Source organism: Malonomonas rubra (genome assembly GCF_003247215.1).
Lineage (GTDB): Bacteria > Desulfobacterota > Desulfuromonadia > Desulfuromonadales > Geopsychrobacteraceae > Malonomonas > Malonomonas rubra_A.
Genome location: NZ_QKAP01000121.1, coordinates 1 through 15,437 on the forward strand (window position 1 = coordinate 1; position 15,437 = coordinate 15,437).

The window sequence follows — 15,437 nt, forward strand, 5'->3', positions numbered from 1 at the left end:
TCTCTTTATACATTGCTGGAATTATTTCATATTCCAGAGATAAATTCAAGTACTGTTCGTCATCTCCCATCCCCCTCTAAAAGAAGAGGCTTTCCCTACGACTATTTTGTAATCTGGTTGTCCACTTCGCTCCAGTTGAGACATTAGCTGTCACGTAGTGGGTACAAACTGGCCTCATCTCAAAGAGGAGGCCAGCCATGACTGAAGATTTTCCAAACAATGAAGTTGAATTTGACCGCAGGTTCCATTCAGAAGAAGCCTGCCTAGACTATCTCCTTCAACTTCGCTGGCCAGAGGGGTTCAGATGCTCCCGCTGCGGCCATGATGGATACTGGATGAGTTCCAGAGGACTTTATCTCTGCAGGCACTGCGAACATCAGCACTCAGTGACGGCAGGAACAATCTTTCATGGTACCAGGAAGCCCTTGACTCACTGGTTCAAGGCCATGTGGTGGTTTTCAACCCGCAAGAACGGAGTCAATGCCACCGCATTGCAAGCCTTGCTTGGGTTTCGAAGCTACCAAACGGCCTGGTGCTGGTTGCAAAAATTACGAACCTGCACGGTTTTCCCGGATCGAACCAAGCTGTCCGGTTCCGTAGAGGTCGATGAATGCTTTTTCGGCGGCGCACACAGCGGCAAGCGTGGCCGTGGGGCCGGACATAAATGCAAAGTTGCTATTGCCGTCGAACGCAAAGGTCGCAAGCTCGGCCGACTGCGCATGCAGGTCATTGAATGCTGCAGTGCAGACGAACTGACGTCTTTTATCAAAACGAACATCACCGCCGGCAGCCAGATAACGACTGATGGCTGGGGTGCTTACAGCGGCTTGCAGGGTGAAGGCTATTCTCACAAAGCCATCGTTCAGAGCAAGACTGCTGACAAAGAAAGCGTGCTGCCGGGTATTCATCTGGTAACGTCACTAGCGAAACGGGTTATGCTAGGCACCTTCCAGGGGCGATTTGACTCGCAGTATTTGCAGCGCTACCTGGATGAATATGTCTTTCGCTTTAATCGCCGGAACTGCAGAGCCGTTGGCAAGCGATTTTGGCGAATCATGCAACAAGCCGCTCAATCAGTTCCAGTTCCTCTGAAAAATCTGGTTCTGGAACCGATCACTTGAGCGAAGTAGAGAACCAGATAAGTAAAAAGGGGCACCACCATAGTGATGCCCCCAACGAATCAAGTCTTCAAAAAGCTGTTATTACTAGTTTTCCGCTAAAAAGTATTTCTCATAAAAATCTTCAAGAGACTTCAAATGGCGGGTTTCGTCAGCGAGCAAACGTTCAAAAATTGGAGCCATCGGTGCACCAGCACAACCGTTAATCAAACGCTGGTAAAAATCGACCGCCCCTTTTTCCAGATGGATTGCATAAGCCAATGACTGACGTGCATCTGCATCAGGGGTAATTTCCTTCTGCTCGAACACATAGTCAAGATTCATGGTTGGAACCGGCTTATTCATCTCGTCACTGCTTTCGTGATGCCCTTCAAGCAGTGCCATCTCAAGTTTCTGTTTATGGATCAGTTCATCAGCAGCGGCGTCACGCAAAATCATTTTAGCCTGACGATCTTTAACTATTTTGATGGCGTAAAGATAGTTGCGAAATCCTTCTTCCTCCATCTCGATTGCTTTTTCCAAAGCAGCTTCATAAGTATAACAAACACCTTCTTCTAAACTCATCTCAACTTCTCCCGTTCATCAAATGCTCAATAAATAACGATATAACCGTGCTTTTCAGCTATTCTGGAGATTTCCAGCACATCTTCAATCTCATAACTGCTCCCATCAAGCACGAACGTATAGCCCCCATCGGGCTTTTCCTTTGCCAACCCTATCAAGTATTCAAAACTTGCTGTTTTGACCGTCTCCATCAAGCCCTCTTACAAACTGAATTTAAATAAAAAATTTTACCACATTGTTGTATACAAAGTCACTCTCCAATGATTTTCACCAGAACTCTTTTCCTGCGTCGGCCGTCAAACTCACCATAAAAAATCTGCTCCCAAGGCCCGAAATCAAGCTTCCCGTCAGTAACAGCGACAACAACCTCTCGCCCCATGACGGTCCTTTTTAAATGGGCATCTCCGTTATCCTCACCGGTATTATTATGTTGATAGTCACTAAGCGGCTCATGTGGAGCAAGCCCTTCCAGCCACCGTTCGAAATCATGATGTAAGCCTCGCTCATCGTCGTTGATAAATACGGATGCCGTAATATGCATAGCGTTGCAGAGGAGCAAGCCTTCCTTGATGCCGCTATCCCGCAAGCATCCTTCAATCTCATGGGTAATATTCCGAAACTCACGCCGCAAAGGGATATCGAACCATATTTCTTTACGATAAGTTTTCATTTCAAAATCCTTTTTAACAACTAGATATCAGTCATAATTACAGGAAGTTACATAAAACCATCTTCAGGCAATCCTGGGACACTCCAGATTATCATTGACTCGTAAAAACGGTTTTTATATAAAGCACACTGCCCAGTCGTATTTTTTAATTAAAGGGCAAAAAACGAACCATGACAAAACTTTCGATCAAAACCATATTCTATTTCAGTTGCATGCTGTCGCTGTTACTGGCCAGCTGCTCAGACAGTGCTGCTCCGATTTATCAGGGTCCAGACATCAAATTTTTGCGCACGTCTTCTGCAGAGGGGCTTGAACAAGAATTTAAACGCCAGAGTTACGATCTTAAAGAGCTTGATCACGGGGTTCCGCCACTGATCTTGCAAACCCTGCCGAAAGATCTGTCCAATATCAAATCAAAATACAGGAAAAAACAGATTTTCTTTAAGTCCTTGTTGCCTATGATCCTGCTGGCCAACAATGAAATTCGCCATGAACGCAAGCAAATCCTGGAGCTGCAAAAGCTGGTACTGAATAAAACACAGCTGAAAGAGCATCAACTTCAGCAATTAGCCGATTTGGCCACTCGTTACAAAATCAAAAGAGGCGCATTGACATCCAAACAGGCATTCAAAGAGCTTTTATTGCGCGCGGATGTAATCCCTGCCGAACTCGCCCTGGCCCAAGCCGCCAACGAATCAGCATGGGGAACATCTCGTTTTTCTCAATTGGCAAACAACCTTTTCGGTGAATGGACTTTCCAACCAGGAGCAGGAATCATTCCTGAAGACCGCCCCGAAGGGGCAACCTATGAAGTACGCCGCTTTGAATCGATTTACGAGTCAATCCGCTCCTATCTGCACAACCTGAATACCCACTTCGCCTATAGGGAGCTTCGCTTGCTGCGCGCAGAAACTCGTGCTGATGGGCAACCGCTTGATGGCTCCAAGCTGGCTGAAGGGTTGTTTCGCTATTCAATCCGCGGGGAAGAGTATGTCAAAGACCTGCAGTCATTGATTCGCGCCAACCGACTGAATCGCTTCACCGACGTCGGCCTGCGGACTCGCGGCTGACATTTCCTGCCCGTTGTTCCTGCGGTTCTTCAGCGCTGGCGATTTCGCGTTCACCCACAGGTGACTGTACCAGTGCCAGCCTCCCTTCTTTCCCGGTACGGTCAAGGTATATTTATTACGACGGCTACTGCTTAGCGGCAGATCAGCTTGGACACGATACCAGCCTTCCTGCCCTGTTACAACTTCGACACGACAGCTATTTTCCCCCTGTACAAAACAGTTGACACGTCGCATGTCGACATCCGTCACGTCGATCTGCAACAGTAATTTCGGCGGATTTTCCTGGAGGATAGGGCTATAGGGTTCTTCCCCAATCACCGCCAATGGCTTCATCAGTAGCTTATCAGCAAACTCTTTCAGCGTAGCGTAGGGGCCACCCATCGGAAAACGGGGTAAGGCATAGAGATCTGAAGTTGAATGAATAACCCCCGACTGCTGAGCTAAAGCAGCCTTAAATCCAAGCTGTTTGACAATTTCGACCACTTCATCTGCATACTCGCCATAGGGGTAAGCAATCGTTGTTGGCGTAAACCCAAGGTGCCCGGCAAATTCCTGCTGAGCCCTCTCAATATCCATTACAATCCGCTTTCGCCAGTCGTCAAAACCCTCTCCCTCCGCCATCTCAACCAAATAGGCATGGCTGGCAGTATGATTCCCTATCTCCACCCCTTCTTCATGTAAAGCTTTGATCTGTTCCCAGTCGAGATAACCATGATCCCCGACAGCATCAGTATTCACAAAAAGGGTAATCGGAAAACCGAACTCGCGAACGATCGGCATCCCCCCTTCGGCAAAGGAGGTGAAAGCATCGTCGACCGTCAATACGGCGGCTTTTTCCGGAAGGTTTTCGCTTGCCCGCAAACGACGTACAACCTCCTCGAGAGAAAACACCTGATAATCATGCTCCCTCAGGTAGGTTAATTGCTGTCGGAAAGCTTCAACTTCTATATTTGTCGAGGGATAACGACTTTCACCGAATCGGTGATAGATAAACGCGTTGACCTGCCCAACCGCTAAAGCTTGACCCGCCAAACAAAATACGAAGACAAACCACAGACAGACGAAAATCGATTTACAGGTAAGAATTTTCATCAACTTTGGGAAGATCTGACTTTATTTCGCAGGTAGCGGCGGATGGTATTACGTGCCTTCGGCGTCACCGCCCACTCCAGCCACTTCGGCAATACTTCGGGTTTTTCCGAAGTTTCGATGACAGCCTGATCCCCATCCAGCAAGCGGGTTTTCAGCTGTCGGGTGCGACCGTTGATCTGGCCACGGCGAGCATGCAGGCCAAGTGATTCGTGGATTTCAAAAGCGAAATCAAGCAAGCTGCTCCCTTCCGGAAGGGTGCGGCTTTCACCGCGCGGCGTGTAAACCTGAATGGTTGCAGATGCCAGCTTCAGCGCTTCGGTATCGAACGCAGATTCCCCATCGAGCAGCGATTTCATCAAAGAACGGAAATTATCATGCCGGAACTTAAAGCCTGGCGCCAACACACCGGAATGATTGAAACGTGCAAATTTGCGGGTGGTTATTTCGACCCGCATCCGCTGCTCACCAACCTGCACCGTGGTTTTTAGCGCCTGATAGCCATGTTTTGATGTCAGGTTAAGATGGTCACGCAGCTTGCCGGGAATCGGCGGGAAGAGACCATGCAGCAGGCCTAGAAAAATATAGGCATCCATCATCCGGTCGACCTGCACTTCCAGTGTATAGAGAGTTGCGAATCCGCGCGGCATATCCTGAACAGCAGCAACCGAGAACGAACGCCAGCGATCTTTCAATTGCACCGATAGTTTCTGCTTTTCGCATGCCGTCATGATTTTGGCGCGCGTCTTACGCAAATATTCGGTGTTTTCCTTTTTTAGCAACTCAATCTTCTGGTTGTATTTTTCACCACGTTTCGGGTAGAGCAAGTTATAGGAAAGAGACTCTAGTTCCGTCGCAACATGTCCCATGCCAAGGTGTTGCGCCAAAGGGACATAGATGGTACGGGTCTCTTCGGCAATCAGACTCTGCTTTTGCGGCGGCAGCGCGTCGATCGTCAACAGGTTGTCGATCCGGTCCCAGAACTTGAGACACAGCACCCGAATATCGTCAATCGCCACCAGAACAGTCTTACGGTAGGTCTCTTTTTTCAGTTCATCGCGTGATTTTACTTCCGAGGTCACCTTGGTCAAGCCATCAACCAAATGAGCAACCTCGCTGCCGTACTTTTTCTCAACATCATCCAGAGTAACTGGCGTGTCCTCAACAACATCGTGAAGTAAAGCGGCAATAACAGATGAAAAATCCATCCAGTGCCGTGCGGCCAGATGAGTGACCCGCAACGGATGGAAGATATACGGCTCCCCTGACTTGCGCATTTGTCCCTGGTGGGAAGAACGGGCATCTGCCAGTGCCTGTTCAACCCGCCCCAGTTCATGATCGAGTTCATCTTCTGAAAGACTGGCGCCAAAATGGGTAACCAGTAATTCCATGATCTCTGTGATCATGCGTTTTTCTGTTTTTGTGTCAAACTTCGTCATCAGATCTGTCGATGCGGATGTTGTCCCTGCTAACCAGGAGGCCAGCTAAAATCGCGGCCTCCCAGAAGGTGGAAGTGCAGGTGCCAAACCGATTGCCCGCCCGCTTCATTACAATTATTTACGATCCGAAACCCGTCCTGGGCAAAACCGAGATCGTTCGCCAGTTTTCCTGCAACTTGGTAAACATGCCCGATCAGGTTGTTATCGGCAGTGGTTAAATCTAGAGTGGTACGAATATGCTTACGTGGCACGATCAGAAGATGGTGCGGCGCCTGCGGTGTGATATCCTCAATAGCTATCAGATCCTCATCTTCGTAACGGATCGTGGCGGGAATTTCACCAGCAGAGATCTTGCAGAAAAGACAATTGGTCGCCATGGTTGTTCTCCTTTCTGGGCTATCTCTTAATTTGATCGGTAGAGTTCGGGATAGTAACAAACATTTTCACTACAGCCTATCCCAAAATGTTTACGATGAGCAGCCACTGCCCGCCTATGATATTCAGCAAACGGCAGCTTTTCTGCCGCCAAACGTAGAAACTCCTTGGCGAGTTGCAGATTTTTGACCTTTCTGAGCAAAGGTGCACCACGTCCGACAAGCTTCAAACCTGAAATCCCGGCCGTCATCAGTCTCGGAATCGCGCACAAGCCGCAACCGTGCCGACGGTCCGTCTGCGACCAGCTCTGCTGTTTGGCGATCGCCAGTTGCAGCTGCGGGCTAGTTTCACCAACCGGCTCAATGCAATACGGTATTTCGCATGGCCATATTTTCCGCAAGCTTGAGTGGTGAAAAGTGCAGTAGCCTTCTGTATTAGGACACTTCCCGACCAACAAGAAAGCATCGAAACCGATTCCTTTGACCTTTTTGACAATCTCAGCAATTTCGGCAAGTTGCAGATGGCGCGGCAGTACCGCTCGCCCAATGCCTTGCTGACGGTAAAACTCAACCGCCGCTGAATTGCCGAGATGTGCCAGTGTGCTGGCATGATAGAGCAGATCAGGAAATTCTCGTTTCAAAACACGCAACAAACCGAGATCAGCCAAAATCACACTGGCAACTCCTGCGGAAACTGCCTCACCAACATAATCGATCAGCAACGGTACTTGCTTGTCAGAGTAGAATGGCGCGTTCAAGGTCAAAGCAAAATCGCGGTTTTGTTCATGGCAGCTAGCAACGATCTTTTCCAAATCAGCAAAAGAGTTGATTTGTGCACCGGCAAACGTGCGCTGATTGATGCTAGCGAGCATCCCAAAGCGTTGCTGCCACTCGGGAGGAACGTAGCCGCCATAAAGTTCATCTGCACCAGCCTGCAGCAAAGCATCCACTTCGGCAAGCTGATCTATCGGCGAAATCAGTTTCATCTACCTTCAGCCACTTTACGCTGTTTCCACATTGTTTCACGACGATAATCCCACCACCCACCATCAACCTCGGCCTGCAGGGTTTCCCCAACGATCAGAAAGGTCAGGGCCGGTTTTTTGCTCGGATCATCTAGGTAAAAATAATCGAATCCGTCACAGGCGGCAACGATGCTGTCCAAGGTCGCTTCGATAATCTTCTCTCCTGGCAGACCAAGCTTGTGCAGCAGGGCGATCGGCACGTCCTTACCATAGCCATTGCGCAATTTGGTCACCAATTCCTCCAGCGGCAAATTGTTCATATAAATCAGTAAAGAAGCTCCAGGAGCAGCAAAGTCCTCCAATTTTGGAGCATCTTCTTTGTTGCCTAACGTTTTGGGCGAAAGTATAAGCGCCCGATCACAAACCGACGGCAAATCGAGCGTCCGCTTCAATTTCGCGGAAGCGGCGTTGGCTATACCAACACCGGCAATCACTTCAGCACGCTCGGCAAAATGATTGATGAGTCCCTGAAAAGGTGAATAAAAGGTCAGATCACCGGGAATCAAAAAAGCCACGGCTGAGGACTCAAGTTGCATTTCGAGAAGCGAAAGCAGTTCTGCAAAATCGTAGTCGAACGGAATCAGAATCTGTTTTCCTTGCAACAGTTCAGCAAACGTCTCATCGTAGGGAAGCGGCAGATACACGATTGTCGCCTTCTCCAGAGCTGCAGCCCCCTGCAGAGTCAGCATTTGCGGATCACCTGGTCCGGCACCGACAAAATAAACCTTATTCACACACCTGCTCCTTTTGCAGATAGATGAGAAACTCCCGATTACCTTTCGGGCCCATAATAGGGCTTTCTTCGACACCCAAGACTCGGCATTGCAACACGATGGCAAGCTGTTCAATCTTTTCGATAACCTGTTGATGCAGTTCTGGATCCTTGACCACCCCCCCTTTGCCAACCATTCCCTTACCGACTTCGAATTGCGGCTTTATTAGAGCGATAACTGAGCCCTGCTTGGTCAGCAACGGCAAAGTGCTCGGCAACACCTTTGACAGGGAGATGAAGGATGCATCGATCACAGCAAGCGACGGCAAAGGATCCAATTGATCCGCCGTCAGTGAACGGATATTACACCGTTCCATGTTGACCACCCGCCTATCTTCGCGCAGTTTCCACGCTAACTGCCCGTAACCGACATCAACAGCGTAGACCTTGGCTGCACCGTTTTGCAATAAGCAGTCGGTAAAACCACCGGTCGAGGCTCCGACGTCAATCGCCACCCGATCATAAATCTCGACCGGAAAGCTCCTGAGGGCCTTTTCCAGCTTTAAACCACCGCGAGATACGTACGGCAAATCCTCCCCCTTAAGGCGGATCTTTGCGTCGACATCAACACGGATTCCAGCCTTATCGATCCGATGATCATCAACAACGACTTTACCGGCCAAAATAAGCGCCCGCGCCCGTTCCCTAGAGGCAACAAGCCCGAGTTCCACAAGCAATTTATCGAGTCGTTCCTTCATGCTTACTCACAAACAATACCTACTTAACACCTTAACATAAGGTAATTTATCCTACCAAACAGGATAACTATCTCCCTACAAAAAAGGGAGGCTTCCAGGCCTCCCTTTACAAGTTTCCTTTTAACAAACTAACTCAAAAAGAAATATCTATTTTCTGAGAAAACCTCTTCAACCTCTGCAATCGCTTCGCAAACTTCTTCTTCACTCAGGTCCAATGCAAAAGCCCCTTGACTGCCAGCCACTTCAATAGTGTTATCCGGGCTCCGCTGGCCAATCTCCAGTTTGCCACAGATAGGGTCAGAGAGATTGACTGTTGCCGTAAAACGGTAAATCGTCTATCCTCAACCCTCTCTTCTTCTACCGGAATTTTCAAATCATGATTGATGCAGAGTCGTCCTTACCAATGAACAGTTAAAATTCCATTTATCAGGCACTGCAGCTCCGACAACCGCGGAAGAATAATTCTCCTCCAGTGTAGTAAAGTTCCCGCCCCCGAATAGACCTCCTCAATCTATACCCGATAGTTGTCAGCATTGTCATTATTTATGATCACTTTACTCAAGTGACTGAATAACCTGACCAGAAAAGCCTTTTCCTGGTCGACAATGGAAAACTTATGGGCAAGAATTAGTCAACCAATCGCACTACCGATCGAATCTTCCCAGAGCATCTTCTCAAGCAACCCGTAGGATTTATTCATCCCCTTAAGACTTGCAGCAAGCACCAGACTACGAAAGGTACGCTCACAAACCACGGAGATCGCATGATCAAAGGTTTTGATTTTACATGACATGCTGTAAAAGGCTTAGTTTACTATCTTTAACAGCCATGCAGATACAGCGGGGCCACTCGAAACCACCTCACCCAGACGGACATAATAAATTAGTCACCATTTAACATTCGTCCGAACAGAGAACTTTCGCCTTTCTGATCTCCACCAGCAGTCGGAGCATGGGAGATAATCCGATCTGCTAAACGACTGAAGGGAAGACTCTGCAACCAAACCCGCCCAGTTCCACGTAGGGTGGTCAGAAACAACCCCTCTCCACCAAAAAGCATGCTTTTCAAACTGCCAGCGCGGTCGATACTGTATTCAATGCCAGACTCAAAGGCAACGACACATCCGGTATCTACCCGCAATGTTTCTCCTTGCAGATCCTTTTTGATGATGGTTCCGCAAGCATGAATAAAGGTCATTCCATCCCCTTGCAGTTTCTGCAAGACAAATCCTTCGCCACCGAAAAAACCAACCCCTAACCGCTTCTGAAATGCGATACCGATACTGGTTCCGGATGCGGCACACAGAAAGGAGTCCTTCTGACAAAGGATCTGGTTCCCGGGAACAGTCGCCAGATCAAGCGGGATAATCTTGCCTGGATAGGGTGCGGCAAAAGCAACATGCTGCCTCCCTGAACCGACATTGGTAAAGTGGGTCATAAAAACCGACTCCCCGGTCAACACCCGCTTCCCGGCACCAAGCAATTTGCCGAACACTCCCTGCTCTGGCTCTGAGCCATCCCCCATCCGTGACTCGAAATTGATTCCTGCTTCCATGTAGGTCATGGCACCGGCTTCGGCGATCACTGTTTCCTGTGGGTCAAGTTCAATTTCAACCATCTGCATATCATCACCGATGATCTGATAATCAACTTCATGACACTTCATCGTCTCCTCCACCCGCTGAAAAACGAAAACAGGTTTAAACTTTATCAGGCTTTTGGTTGATATGAGAAAGTCGTGCAAAATTTACTGACGAAATATTGTTTCAATTCATCCATATCCACTGGGCTACCTAATTCACGTACTATCGAGGTAACAGTTTCTTGAGGACGGCCACAGGGAACTATCAGCCCGAAAGTTTTCAAATCATTATTCACATTCAAAGCGATGCCGTGCATGGAACACCATTTTTTGACCGCGATACCAAAGCTGCAGATTTTCCCCCCATTCACCCATACACCCGGCTCTCCTTTTTTCAAAACCCCTTCCAGACCGTATTCATGCAAGACCGCAACAACCACTTTGAGTAATGAGTCAGCATACCAACGCAAATCCTTTTTCTTTAAGACAACAATCGGATATGCAACAAACTGGCCCGGTTCATGCGCGGTAGCCAGCCCTCCCCGGTTAATGTTTTTTAGTTCGACTCCTGAACTATTAAATTCACTCTGCGGGATTTTAAGATCCTCGACCGACCCTCGGCGACCGAGAGTGACAACCGCCGGATGCTCTACCATAACGAGGGTGTCAGGCCGCTGGCCCGCCTGGAGTTCAAGAAGCAAACGGTTTTGCCGCTCAAAAGACTGCTCATATTTAAGCAGACCCCAATCTTCGACGATTAACGGAGTCGGAGTATCTGATAAATTCATTATTTTAAACCTGAAAATAAAACAGGGAGTTCACGCATCGCGTAACTCCCTGTTGAATCTGGTGGGCGGTACTGGGATTGAACCAGTGACCCTTCGCGTGTGAGGCGAATGCTCTCCCGCTGAGCTAACCGCCCTGATGGGATGAATTTTATAGCAATATCATATCGAGGTGTCAACAAACGATTACAGCATACTAAAAAACCTAAGGAAATGAATCCGGGTTCTTTTTCTGATCAACATAAATCGCCTTCGCCCTACGATAACCGGCTTCTGTAACCAGCGCCTTATCTAAAATTGTCTCGACAACATGTTGCGGCTTGCCTGTAACCACCTCGGCAAGATTAACCAGCGCATCGGCATCCCACAGAATTCGGAATTCTGGAGAATCAACACCGGCCGGAGTATGGTGATTTGCTACCAGTTCACAAATCTGCTCAACGAATCGACTTTCGGCACCGATATTGGCCAGTAGCATGCTGGCAACATGTGGACCCTCCTTTTCCTGTAGTTTACCATCACAACGACCATATTTCCGTTCCGCTTCAGGGATACCAATATCGTGCAGATAGGCTGCAGTCAATGTTAATACCGGTTCGGCATCTATATACTTCAACAGAGCTTTTGCGTGTTTGTGCACTTCATGAGCATGGGATATCCGTCGTGCATCGGATGCAAAATATGCTTCCATCGCTCGTTGGACCTGCTCGAGAAACTGCACATCTTTTTCACCAAGATTCACCAAATTGAAGCCCACGAAGTTTCCTCACCGGTCAAGGACAAACACTTTTGCTGTTGCTTCAGCGTAAAGGCTGTCATCAATCTTCAGCTGCGCCGAAGCCTGCCAGACTTTTCGGCTGCAGTCTTCCAGCCGTCCGGTCACCACAACCTGAGCCTCGACCGGCACCGGTTTACGGTAGCGGACCTGCAACTCAGCAGTAACGCACCGATCAGCTTTTGCCCGGCAAGCATAAATACAAGCCTCATCGAGCAAAGAGGCGATGATCCCGCCATGTATCACCCCCTTCCAACCCTGATAGTCGGAAGACAACTGCAAAACCGCGTAACTGGCACCTTGGCTATTATCTGTCGTAAAATCTGCCTGTAAGCCAATAAGGTTCTTCGGTCCACAAACGAAGCATCCGGAATCGGCTTCAACCTCCTGTTTTGCGGCCTCACTCATCGGATAAGCGCCCAACGCCGTAATACTCAAAACCTTCTTGACGGATATATTCAGGATCGTACTGATTTCGGCCATCAAAAATAATCTGCTGTTTCATCGAGCGGCTCATGGCAGCCAGATCGGGATTGCGGAACGGTCTCCACTCGGTAACCAGCAACATTGCGTCAGCCGACTGCAAAGCTTCATATTGGTTAGCGACCAGTTGCAGATTACCTTTTTCGAACCACTCCGCTGGCAACTCTTGCTCGGCAGTTTCCATAGCTACTGGATCGTAGGCCAACACCTTGGCACCGGAGGTAATCAAATCGGCGAGTAGAATTTTGGCTGGCGCTTCTCTCATATCGTCGGTTCCCGGTTTGAATGACAAGCCCCAAACCCCGAACACCATCCCCGAGAGATCTTCGCCAAACCGCTTTGCTAGTTGACGGCCGAACCATTTCTTCTGTTCTTGATTCCGTCGTTCGACGGACAACAGCAATTGTGGTTCGAAATCAACATCATGTGCCATACGGATCAACGCCTGAACATCCTTTGGAAAGCAGGAACCGCCATACCCACAACCTGGGTAAATAAAAGAAAAGCCGATTCGCGAATCGGAACCGATCCCTCGGCGCACATTTTCCACATCGACACCCAGCAACTCGCAAAGATTGGAAATCTCGTTGATGAAGGAAATTTTTGTTGCCAGCATCGAATTAGCTGCGTACTTGGTCATTTCTGCGTCGCGCACCCCCATAAACATGGTCCGTTCATGGTTCCGGTTAAACGGTGCATAGAGTTGCCGCATCAGTTCACAAGCCTTCTCGCTGTCACTGCCAACGATAATCCGGTCAGGCTTCATGAAATCGTCGATCGCCGCCCCTTCTTTAAGAAACTCGGGGTTACTGACCACGTCAAACGCGATTTGAAGGTTGCGTTTCTCCAACTCCTCCAAAACTGTAGCCCGGACCAGATCTGCCGTACCAACCGGCACCGTCGATTTATCAACAATAACACAATAATCGGTCATCAACTGACCAATCTGGCGTGCAACAGCCTGAACATATTTGAGATCGGCTGAGCCGTCTTCATCAGGAGGTGTTCCGACAGCAATGAAGTAGATCTTGGAATCAGCCATCGCCTCGGCAAGGCTGGTCGTGAACAGCAATCGATCTTCAGCGTGGTTCCGCAGGACCATTGATTCAAGCCCGGGCTCGTAAATCGGCAGTTGACCCTGTATCAATCCAGCAATCTTATTTTCGTCAATATCAACGCAATAAACCCGATTACCCATTTCAGCGAAACAAGTACCGCTTACCAGACCGACATAACCGGTCCCAACCACCGTCAAATTCATCCTGATTTCTCCAAACTGAAATGAGAAATGGGCTACAAATGTAGCCCATTATTTCTGTATTGTTGGCGACCCCGGGAGGATTCGAACCTCCGACCTTCACCTTAGGAGGGTGCCGCTCTATCCAGCTGAGCTACGGGGCCATCGGCACGCTTATACCGCGGCAAGGCTGTTTTTTCAAGCTCTTACTGAAACAGTCGTTAGAACTTTAGCAGGCTAAACACCTTACCTTCTGGCAGTTTTTCCCGACCGTTCAAAAATTCCAATTCGGCCATAAAGGCACACTCGTGGATCTCGGCACCGAACTGTTTCACCAAGTCAACAACCGCCGCCATAGTACCGCCGGTGGCCAGCAAGTCATCGGCAATGATCACCTTGTCGCCAGGTTTGAATGCATCTTCGTGAATTTCCAGCGTGTCAGACCCATATTCCAGTTCATAGCTGATACTACGGGTGTTGTAGGGAAGCTTTCCTGGTTTACGCACCAAGGTGATACCGGTACCCAATTTATACGCCAATGCCGAACCGAGGATGAAACCGCGGGCTTCAATCCCGACGATCTGATCTATTTTTTCACCAACGTAACGGTGCGCCAACAGATCAACCATCCGGTGGAAACTTTTGGCATCGGACAGTAAAGTTGTTATATCTTTAAAAACAATCCCTTTTTTGGGAAAATCGGGAATGTCACGAATAATGTCTTTTAACTGATCCATGTCAACTCCTGGTTATTAGTCCTTCTCTTCGTTCAATACACGCTCTTCCAAAGTCTTACGTAGTTTGGCCAGACTTTTCGCTTCAATTTGCCTGATTCTCTCACGTGTTACCCCAAACTGCTGGCCGATGGTATCCAGAGTCTGCGGCTCACGATCATCCAGACCGAAACGTAACGCCAGAATTTCTTTCTCGTTATCCGTCAACTCATCCATCCATTCGAGCACATGAGCAAAACGGTCCAAATCCTCAATCATATTGCCCGGGTTGATCACGTTTTTATCTTCGATAGTGTCGATCAAACTGTAATCGTTGTTATCCCCCATAGGGTGCTCGATCGAATAGGTCTTTTTCAGCAGAATCATCATTCGTCTCACATAAGCGACTTCCGTATCCATCGCTTCGGCAACCTCCTCTAGGGTTGGGTCGCGCTTGAGTCGCTGAACCAGTTCCCGACTCACCTTGACCAAACGATTGATGTCATCTGCCACATGGACCGGCAGTCGAATCGTCCGGCTCTGATTTACCAGCGCCCGCTCGATCGACTGACGTACCCACCAGGTCGCGTAAGTCGAGAAACGGCAGCCCTTGCTGACCTTAAACTTCTCGACCGCCTTGATCAGACCCATGTTGCCTTCTTCGATAAGGTCAAGAAATGGCAGGCCCCGGTTCATATACCGCTTGGCAATCTTCACCACCAACCGCAAGTTCGACTCGATCATCCGCGCACGTGCAGCCTCATCACCTTGAGCTATAAGCCCGGCCAGTTCGCGCTCATCCTCAGCGGTCAGCAACTTACTTTTCTGAATTTCCTTCAGATACAGCTTAATTGCATCGGCAGCGACGTACTCTTCTTTATAGTTGGTGCTATCGGAAGAATCGGAATCATCCTCTTCATCCTCTTCATCATCACCGGAATTTTCAGGAGCCTCGACAACAGAAAAACCATCTAGGTCATTCTCGTTCTCTGAGCCAAGGTCACTGCGGTCATACTCTGATGTCATTTCATCCATTTTGCCCTC

Annotated in this window: 19 protein-coding genes and 2 tRNA genes; 2 read left to right on the forward strand and 19 right to left on the reverse strand. The window is 48.7% G+C overall.

Annotation, left to right across the window (positions count from 1 at the left end):
• The first annotated feature begins 197 nt into the window (after positions 1 to 197).
• Positions 198 to 1,121 (forward strand): IS1595 family transposase, encoded by a 924-nt coding sequence (locus Q7J88_RS12440; RefSeq protein ID WP_303722555.1) that lies wholly within the window; start codon positions 198 to 200, stop codon positions 1,119 to 1,121.
• A gap of 84 nt (positions 1,122 to 1,205) precedes the next feature.
• Here the strand turns inward: Q7J88_RS12440 and Q7J88_RS12445 are convergent, their stop codons facing one another.
• The 3 genes from Q7J88_RS12445 to Q7J88_RS12455 are packed head-to-tail and all read right to left on the reverse strand — an operon-like array spanning position 1,206 to position 2,352.
• The gene (locus tag Q7J88_RS12445; RefSeq protein WP_303722556.1) at positions 1,206 to 1,682 is read right to left on the reverse strand and encodes a ferritin family protein; all 477 of its coding nucleotides are present in this window, start codon (positions 1,680 to 1,682) and stop codon (positions 1,206 to 1,208) included.
• Positions 1,683 to 1,708: 26 nt separating this feature from the next.
• Positions 1,709 to 1,873, reverse strand: a complete 165-nt coding sequence (locus Q7J88_RS12450; RefSeq protein ID WP_303722557.1) for a hypothetical protein — start codon at positions 1,871 to 1,873, stop codon at positions 1,709 to 1,711.
• Positions 1,874 to 1,932: 59 nt separating this feature from the next.
• On the reverse strand, positions 1,933 to 2,352 hold the full coding sequence (locus Q7J88_RS12455) for a secondary thiamine-phosphate synthase enzyme YjbQ (RefSeq protein ID WP_303722558.1): 420 nt from the start codon (positions 2,350 to 2,352) through the stop codon (positions 1,933 to 1,935).
• A gap of 170 nt (positions 2,353 to 2,522) precedes the next feature.
• On the opposite strand from Q7J88_RS12455, the gene Q7J88_RS12460 reads away from it, so the two are divergent.
• On the forward strand, positions 2,523 to 3,422 hold the full coding sequence (locus Q7J88_RS12460; RefSeq protein ID WP_303722559.1) for a glucosaminidase domain-containing protein: 900 nt from the start codon (positions 2,523 to 2,525) through the stop codon (positions 3,420 to 3,422).
• Here Q7J88_RS12460 and Q7J88_RS12465 read toward each other — a convergent pair.
• From Q7J88_RS12465 to Q7J88_RS12540, 16 genes are all read right to left on the reverse strand, one after another.
• Entirely contained in the window at positions 3,360 to 4,514 is a 1,155-nt protein-coding gene (locus Q7J88_RS12465) for a polysaccharide deacetylase family protein (protein ID WP_303722560.1), read from the reverse strand. The two genes, Q7J88_RS12460 and Q7J88_RS12465, sit on opposite strands and share 63 nt — an antisense overlap.
• Complete coding sequence (locus tag Q7J88_RS12470; protein ID WP_303722561.1) at positions 4,514 to 5,917, reverse strand: HD domain-containing protein; 1,404 nt, start codon at positions 5,915 to 5,917, stop codon at positions 4,514 to 4,516. Before Q7J88_RS12470 ends, Q7J88_RS12465 begins: the two co-directional genes overlap by 1 nt.
• A gap of 62 nt (positions 5,918 to 5,979) precedes the next feature.
• Positions 5,980 to 6,327 carry a histidine triad nucleotide-binding protein gene (locus Q7J88_RS12475; protein WP_303722562.1) on the reverse strand — a complete coding sequence of 116 codons (348 nt, stop codon included), beginning with the start codon at positions 6,325 to 6,327 and terminating at the stop codon, positions 5,980 to 5,982.
• Between the two features lie 26 nt (positions 6,328 to 6,353).
• A complete protein-coding gene (locus Q7J88_RS12480; RefSeq protein WP_303722563.1) occupies positions 6,354 to 7,310 on the reverse strand; it encodes a peptidase U32 family protein in 957 nt (318 codons plus the stop codon).
• On the reverse strand, positions 7,307 to 8,083 hold the full coding sequence (locus tag Q7J88_RS12485) for an SAM-dependent methyltransferase (RefSeq protein WP_303722564.1): 777 nt from the start codon (positions 8,081 to 8,083) through the stop codon (positions 7,307 to 7,309). Before Q7J88_RS12485 ends, Q7J88_RS12480 begins: the two co-directional genes overlap by 4 nt.
• Entirely contained in the window at positions 8,076 to 8,819 is a 744-nt protein-coding gene (locus tag Q7J88_RS12490; protein ID WP_303722565.1) for a TlyA family RNA methyltransferase, read from the reverse strand. Before Q7J88_RS12490 ends, Q7J88_RS12485 begins: the two co-directional genes overlap by 8 nt.
• A 631-nt stretch (positions 8,820 to 9,450) precedes the next feature.
• Entirely contained in the window at positions 9,451 to 9,612 is a 162-nt protein-coding gene (locus Q7J88_RS12495; protein ID WP_303722566.1) for a hypothetical protein, read from the reverse strand.
• 89 nt (positions 9,613 to 9,701) lie between these two features.
• The gene (locus Q7J88_RS12500) at positions 9,702 to 10,484 is read right to left on the reverse strand and encodes a TIGR00266 family protein (RefSeq protein ID WP_303722567.1); all 783 of its coding nucleotides are present in this window, start codon (positions 10,482 to 10,484) and stop codon (positions 9,702 to 9,704) included.
• Positions 10,485 to 10,528: 44 nt separating this feature from the next.
• Positions 10,529 to 11,188, reverse strand: coding sequence for a lipoyl(octanoyl) transferase LipB (lipB, locus tag Q7J88_RS12505; RefSeq protein WP_303722568.1), 660 nt, complete (start codon positions 11,186 to 11,188; stop codon positions 10,529 to 10,531).
• A 59-nt stretch (positions 11,189 to 11,247) separates the two neighbouring features.
• Positions 11,248 to 11,322 (reverse strand) — tRNA-Val (locus tag Q7J88_RS12510).
• A 68-nt stretch (positions 11,323 to 11,390) separates the two neighbouring features.
• A complete protein-coding gene (locus Q7J88_RS12515) occupies positions 11,391 to 11,942 on the reverse strand; it encodes an HD domain-containing protein (protein ID WP_303722569.1) in 552 nt (183 codons plus the stop codon).
• 9 nt (positions 11,943 to 11,951) lie between these two features.
• Positions 11,952 to 12,368 carry a PaaI family thioesterase gene (locus Q7J88_RS12520; protein ID WP_303722570.1) on the reverse strand — a complete coding sequence of 139 codons (417 nt, stop codon included), beginning with the start codon at positions 12,366 to 12,368 and terminating at the stop codon, positions 11,952 to 11,954.
• Complete coding sequence (locus Q7J88_RS12525; RefSeq protein ID WP_303722571.1) at positions 12,361 to 13,704, reverse strand: UDP-glucose/GDP-mannose dehydrogenase family protein; 1,344 nt, start codon at positions 13,702 to 13,704, stop codon at positions 12,361 to 12,363. The genes Q7J88_RS12520 and Q7J88_RS12525 overlap by 8 nt, the downstream gene beginning before the upstream one ends.
• Positions 13,705 to 13,767: 63 nt before the next feature.
• A tRNA-Arg gene (locus tag Q7J88_RS12530) sits at positions 13,768 to 13,844 on the reverse strand.
• Between the two features lie 57 nt (positions 13,845 to 13,901).
• Entirely contained in the window at positions 13,902 to 14,417 is a 516-nt protein-coding gene (locus Q7J88_RS12535; RefSeq protein ID WP_303722572.1) for an adenine phosphoribosyltransferase, read from the reverse strand.
• A 15-nt stretch (positions 14,418 to 14,432) separates the two neighbouring features.
• A complete protein-coding gene (locus Q7J88_RS12540) occupies positions 14,433 to 15,428 on the reverse strand; it encodes an RNA polymerase sigma factor RpoD/SigA (protein ID WP_303722573.1) in 996 nt (331 codons plus the stop codon).
• Positions 15,429 to 15,437: the final 9 nt, after the last annotated feature.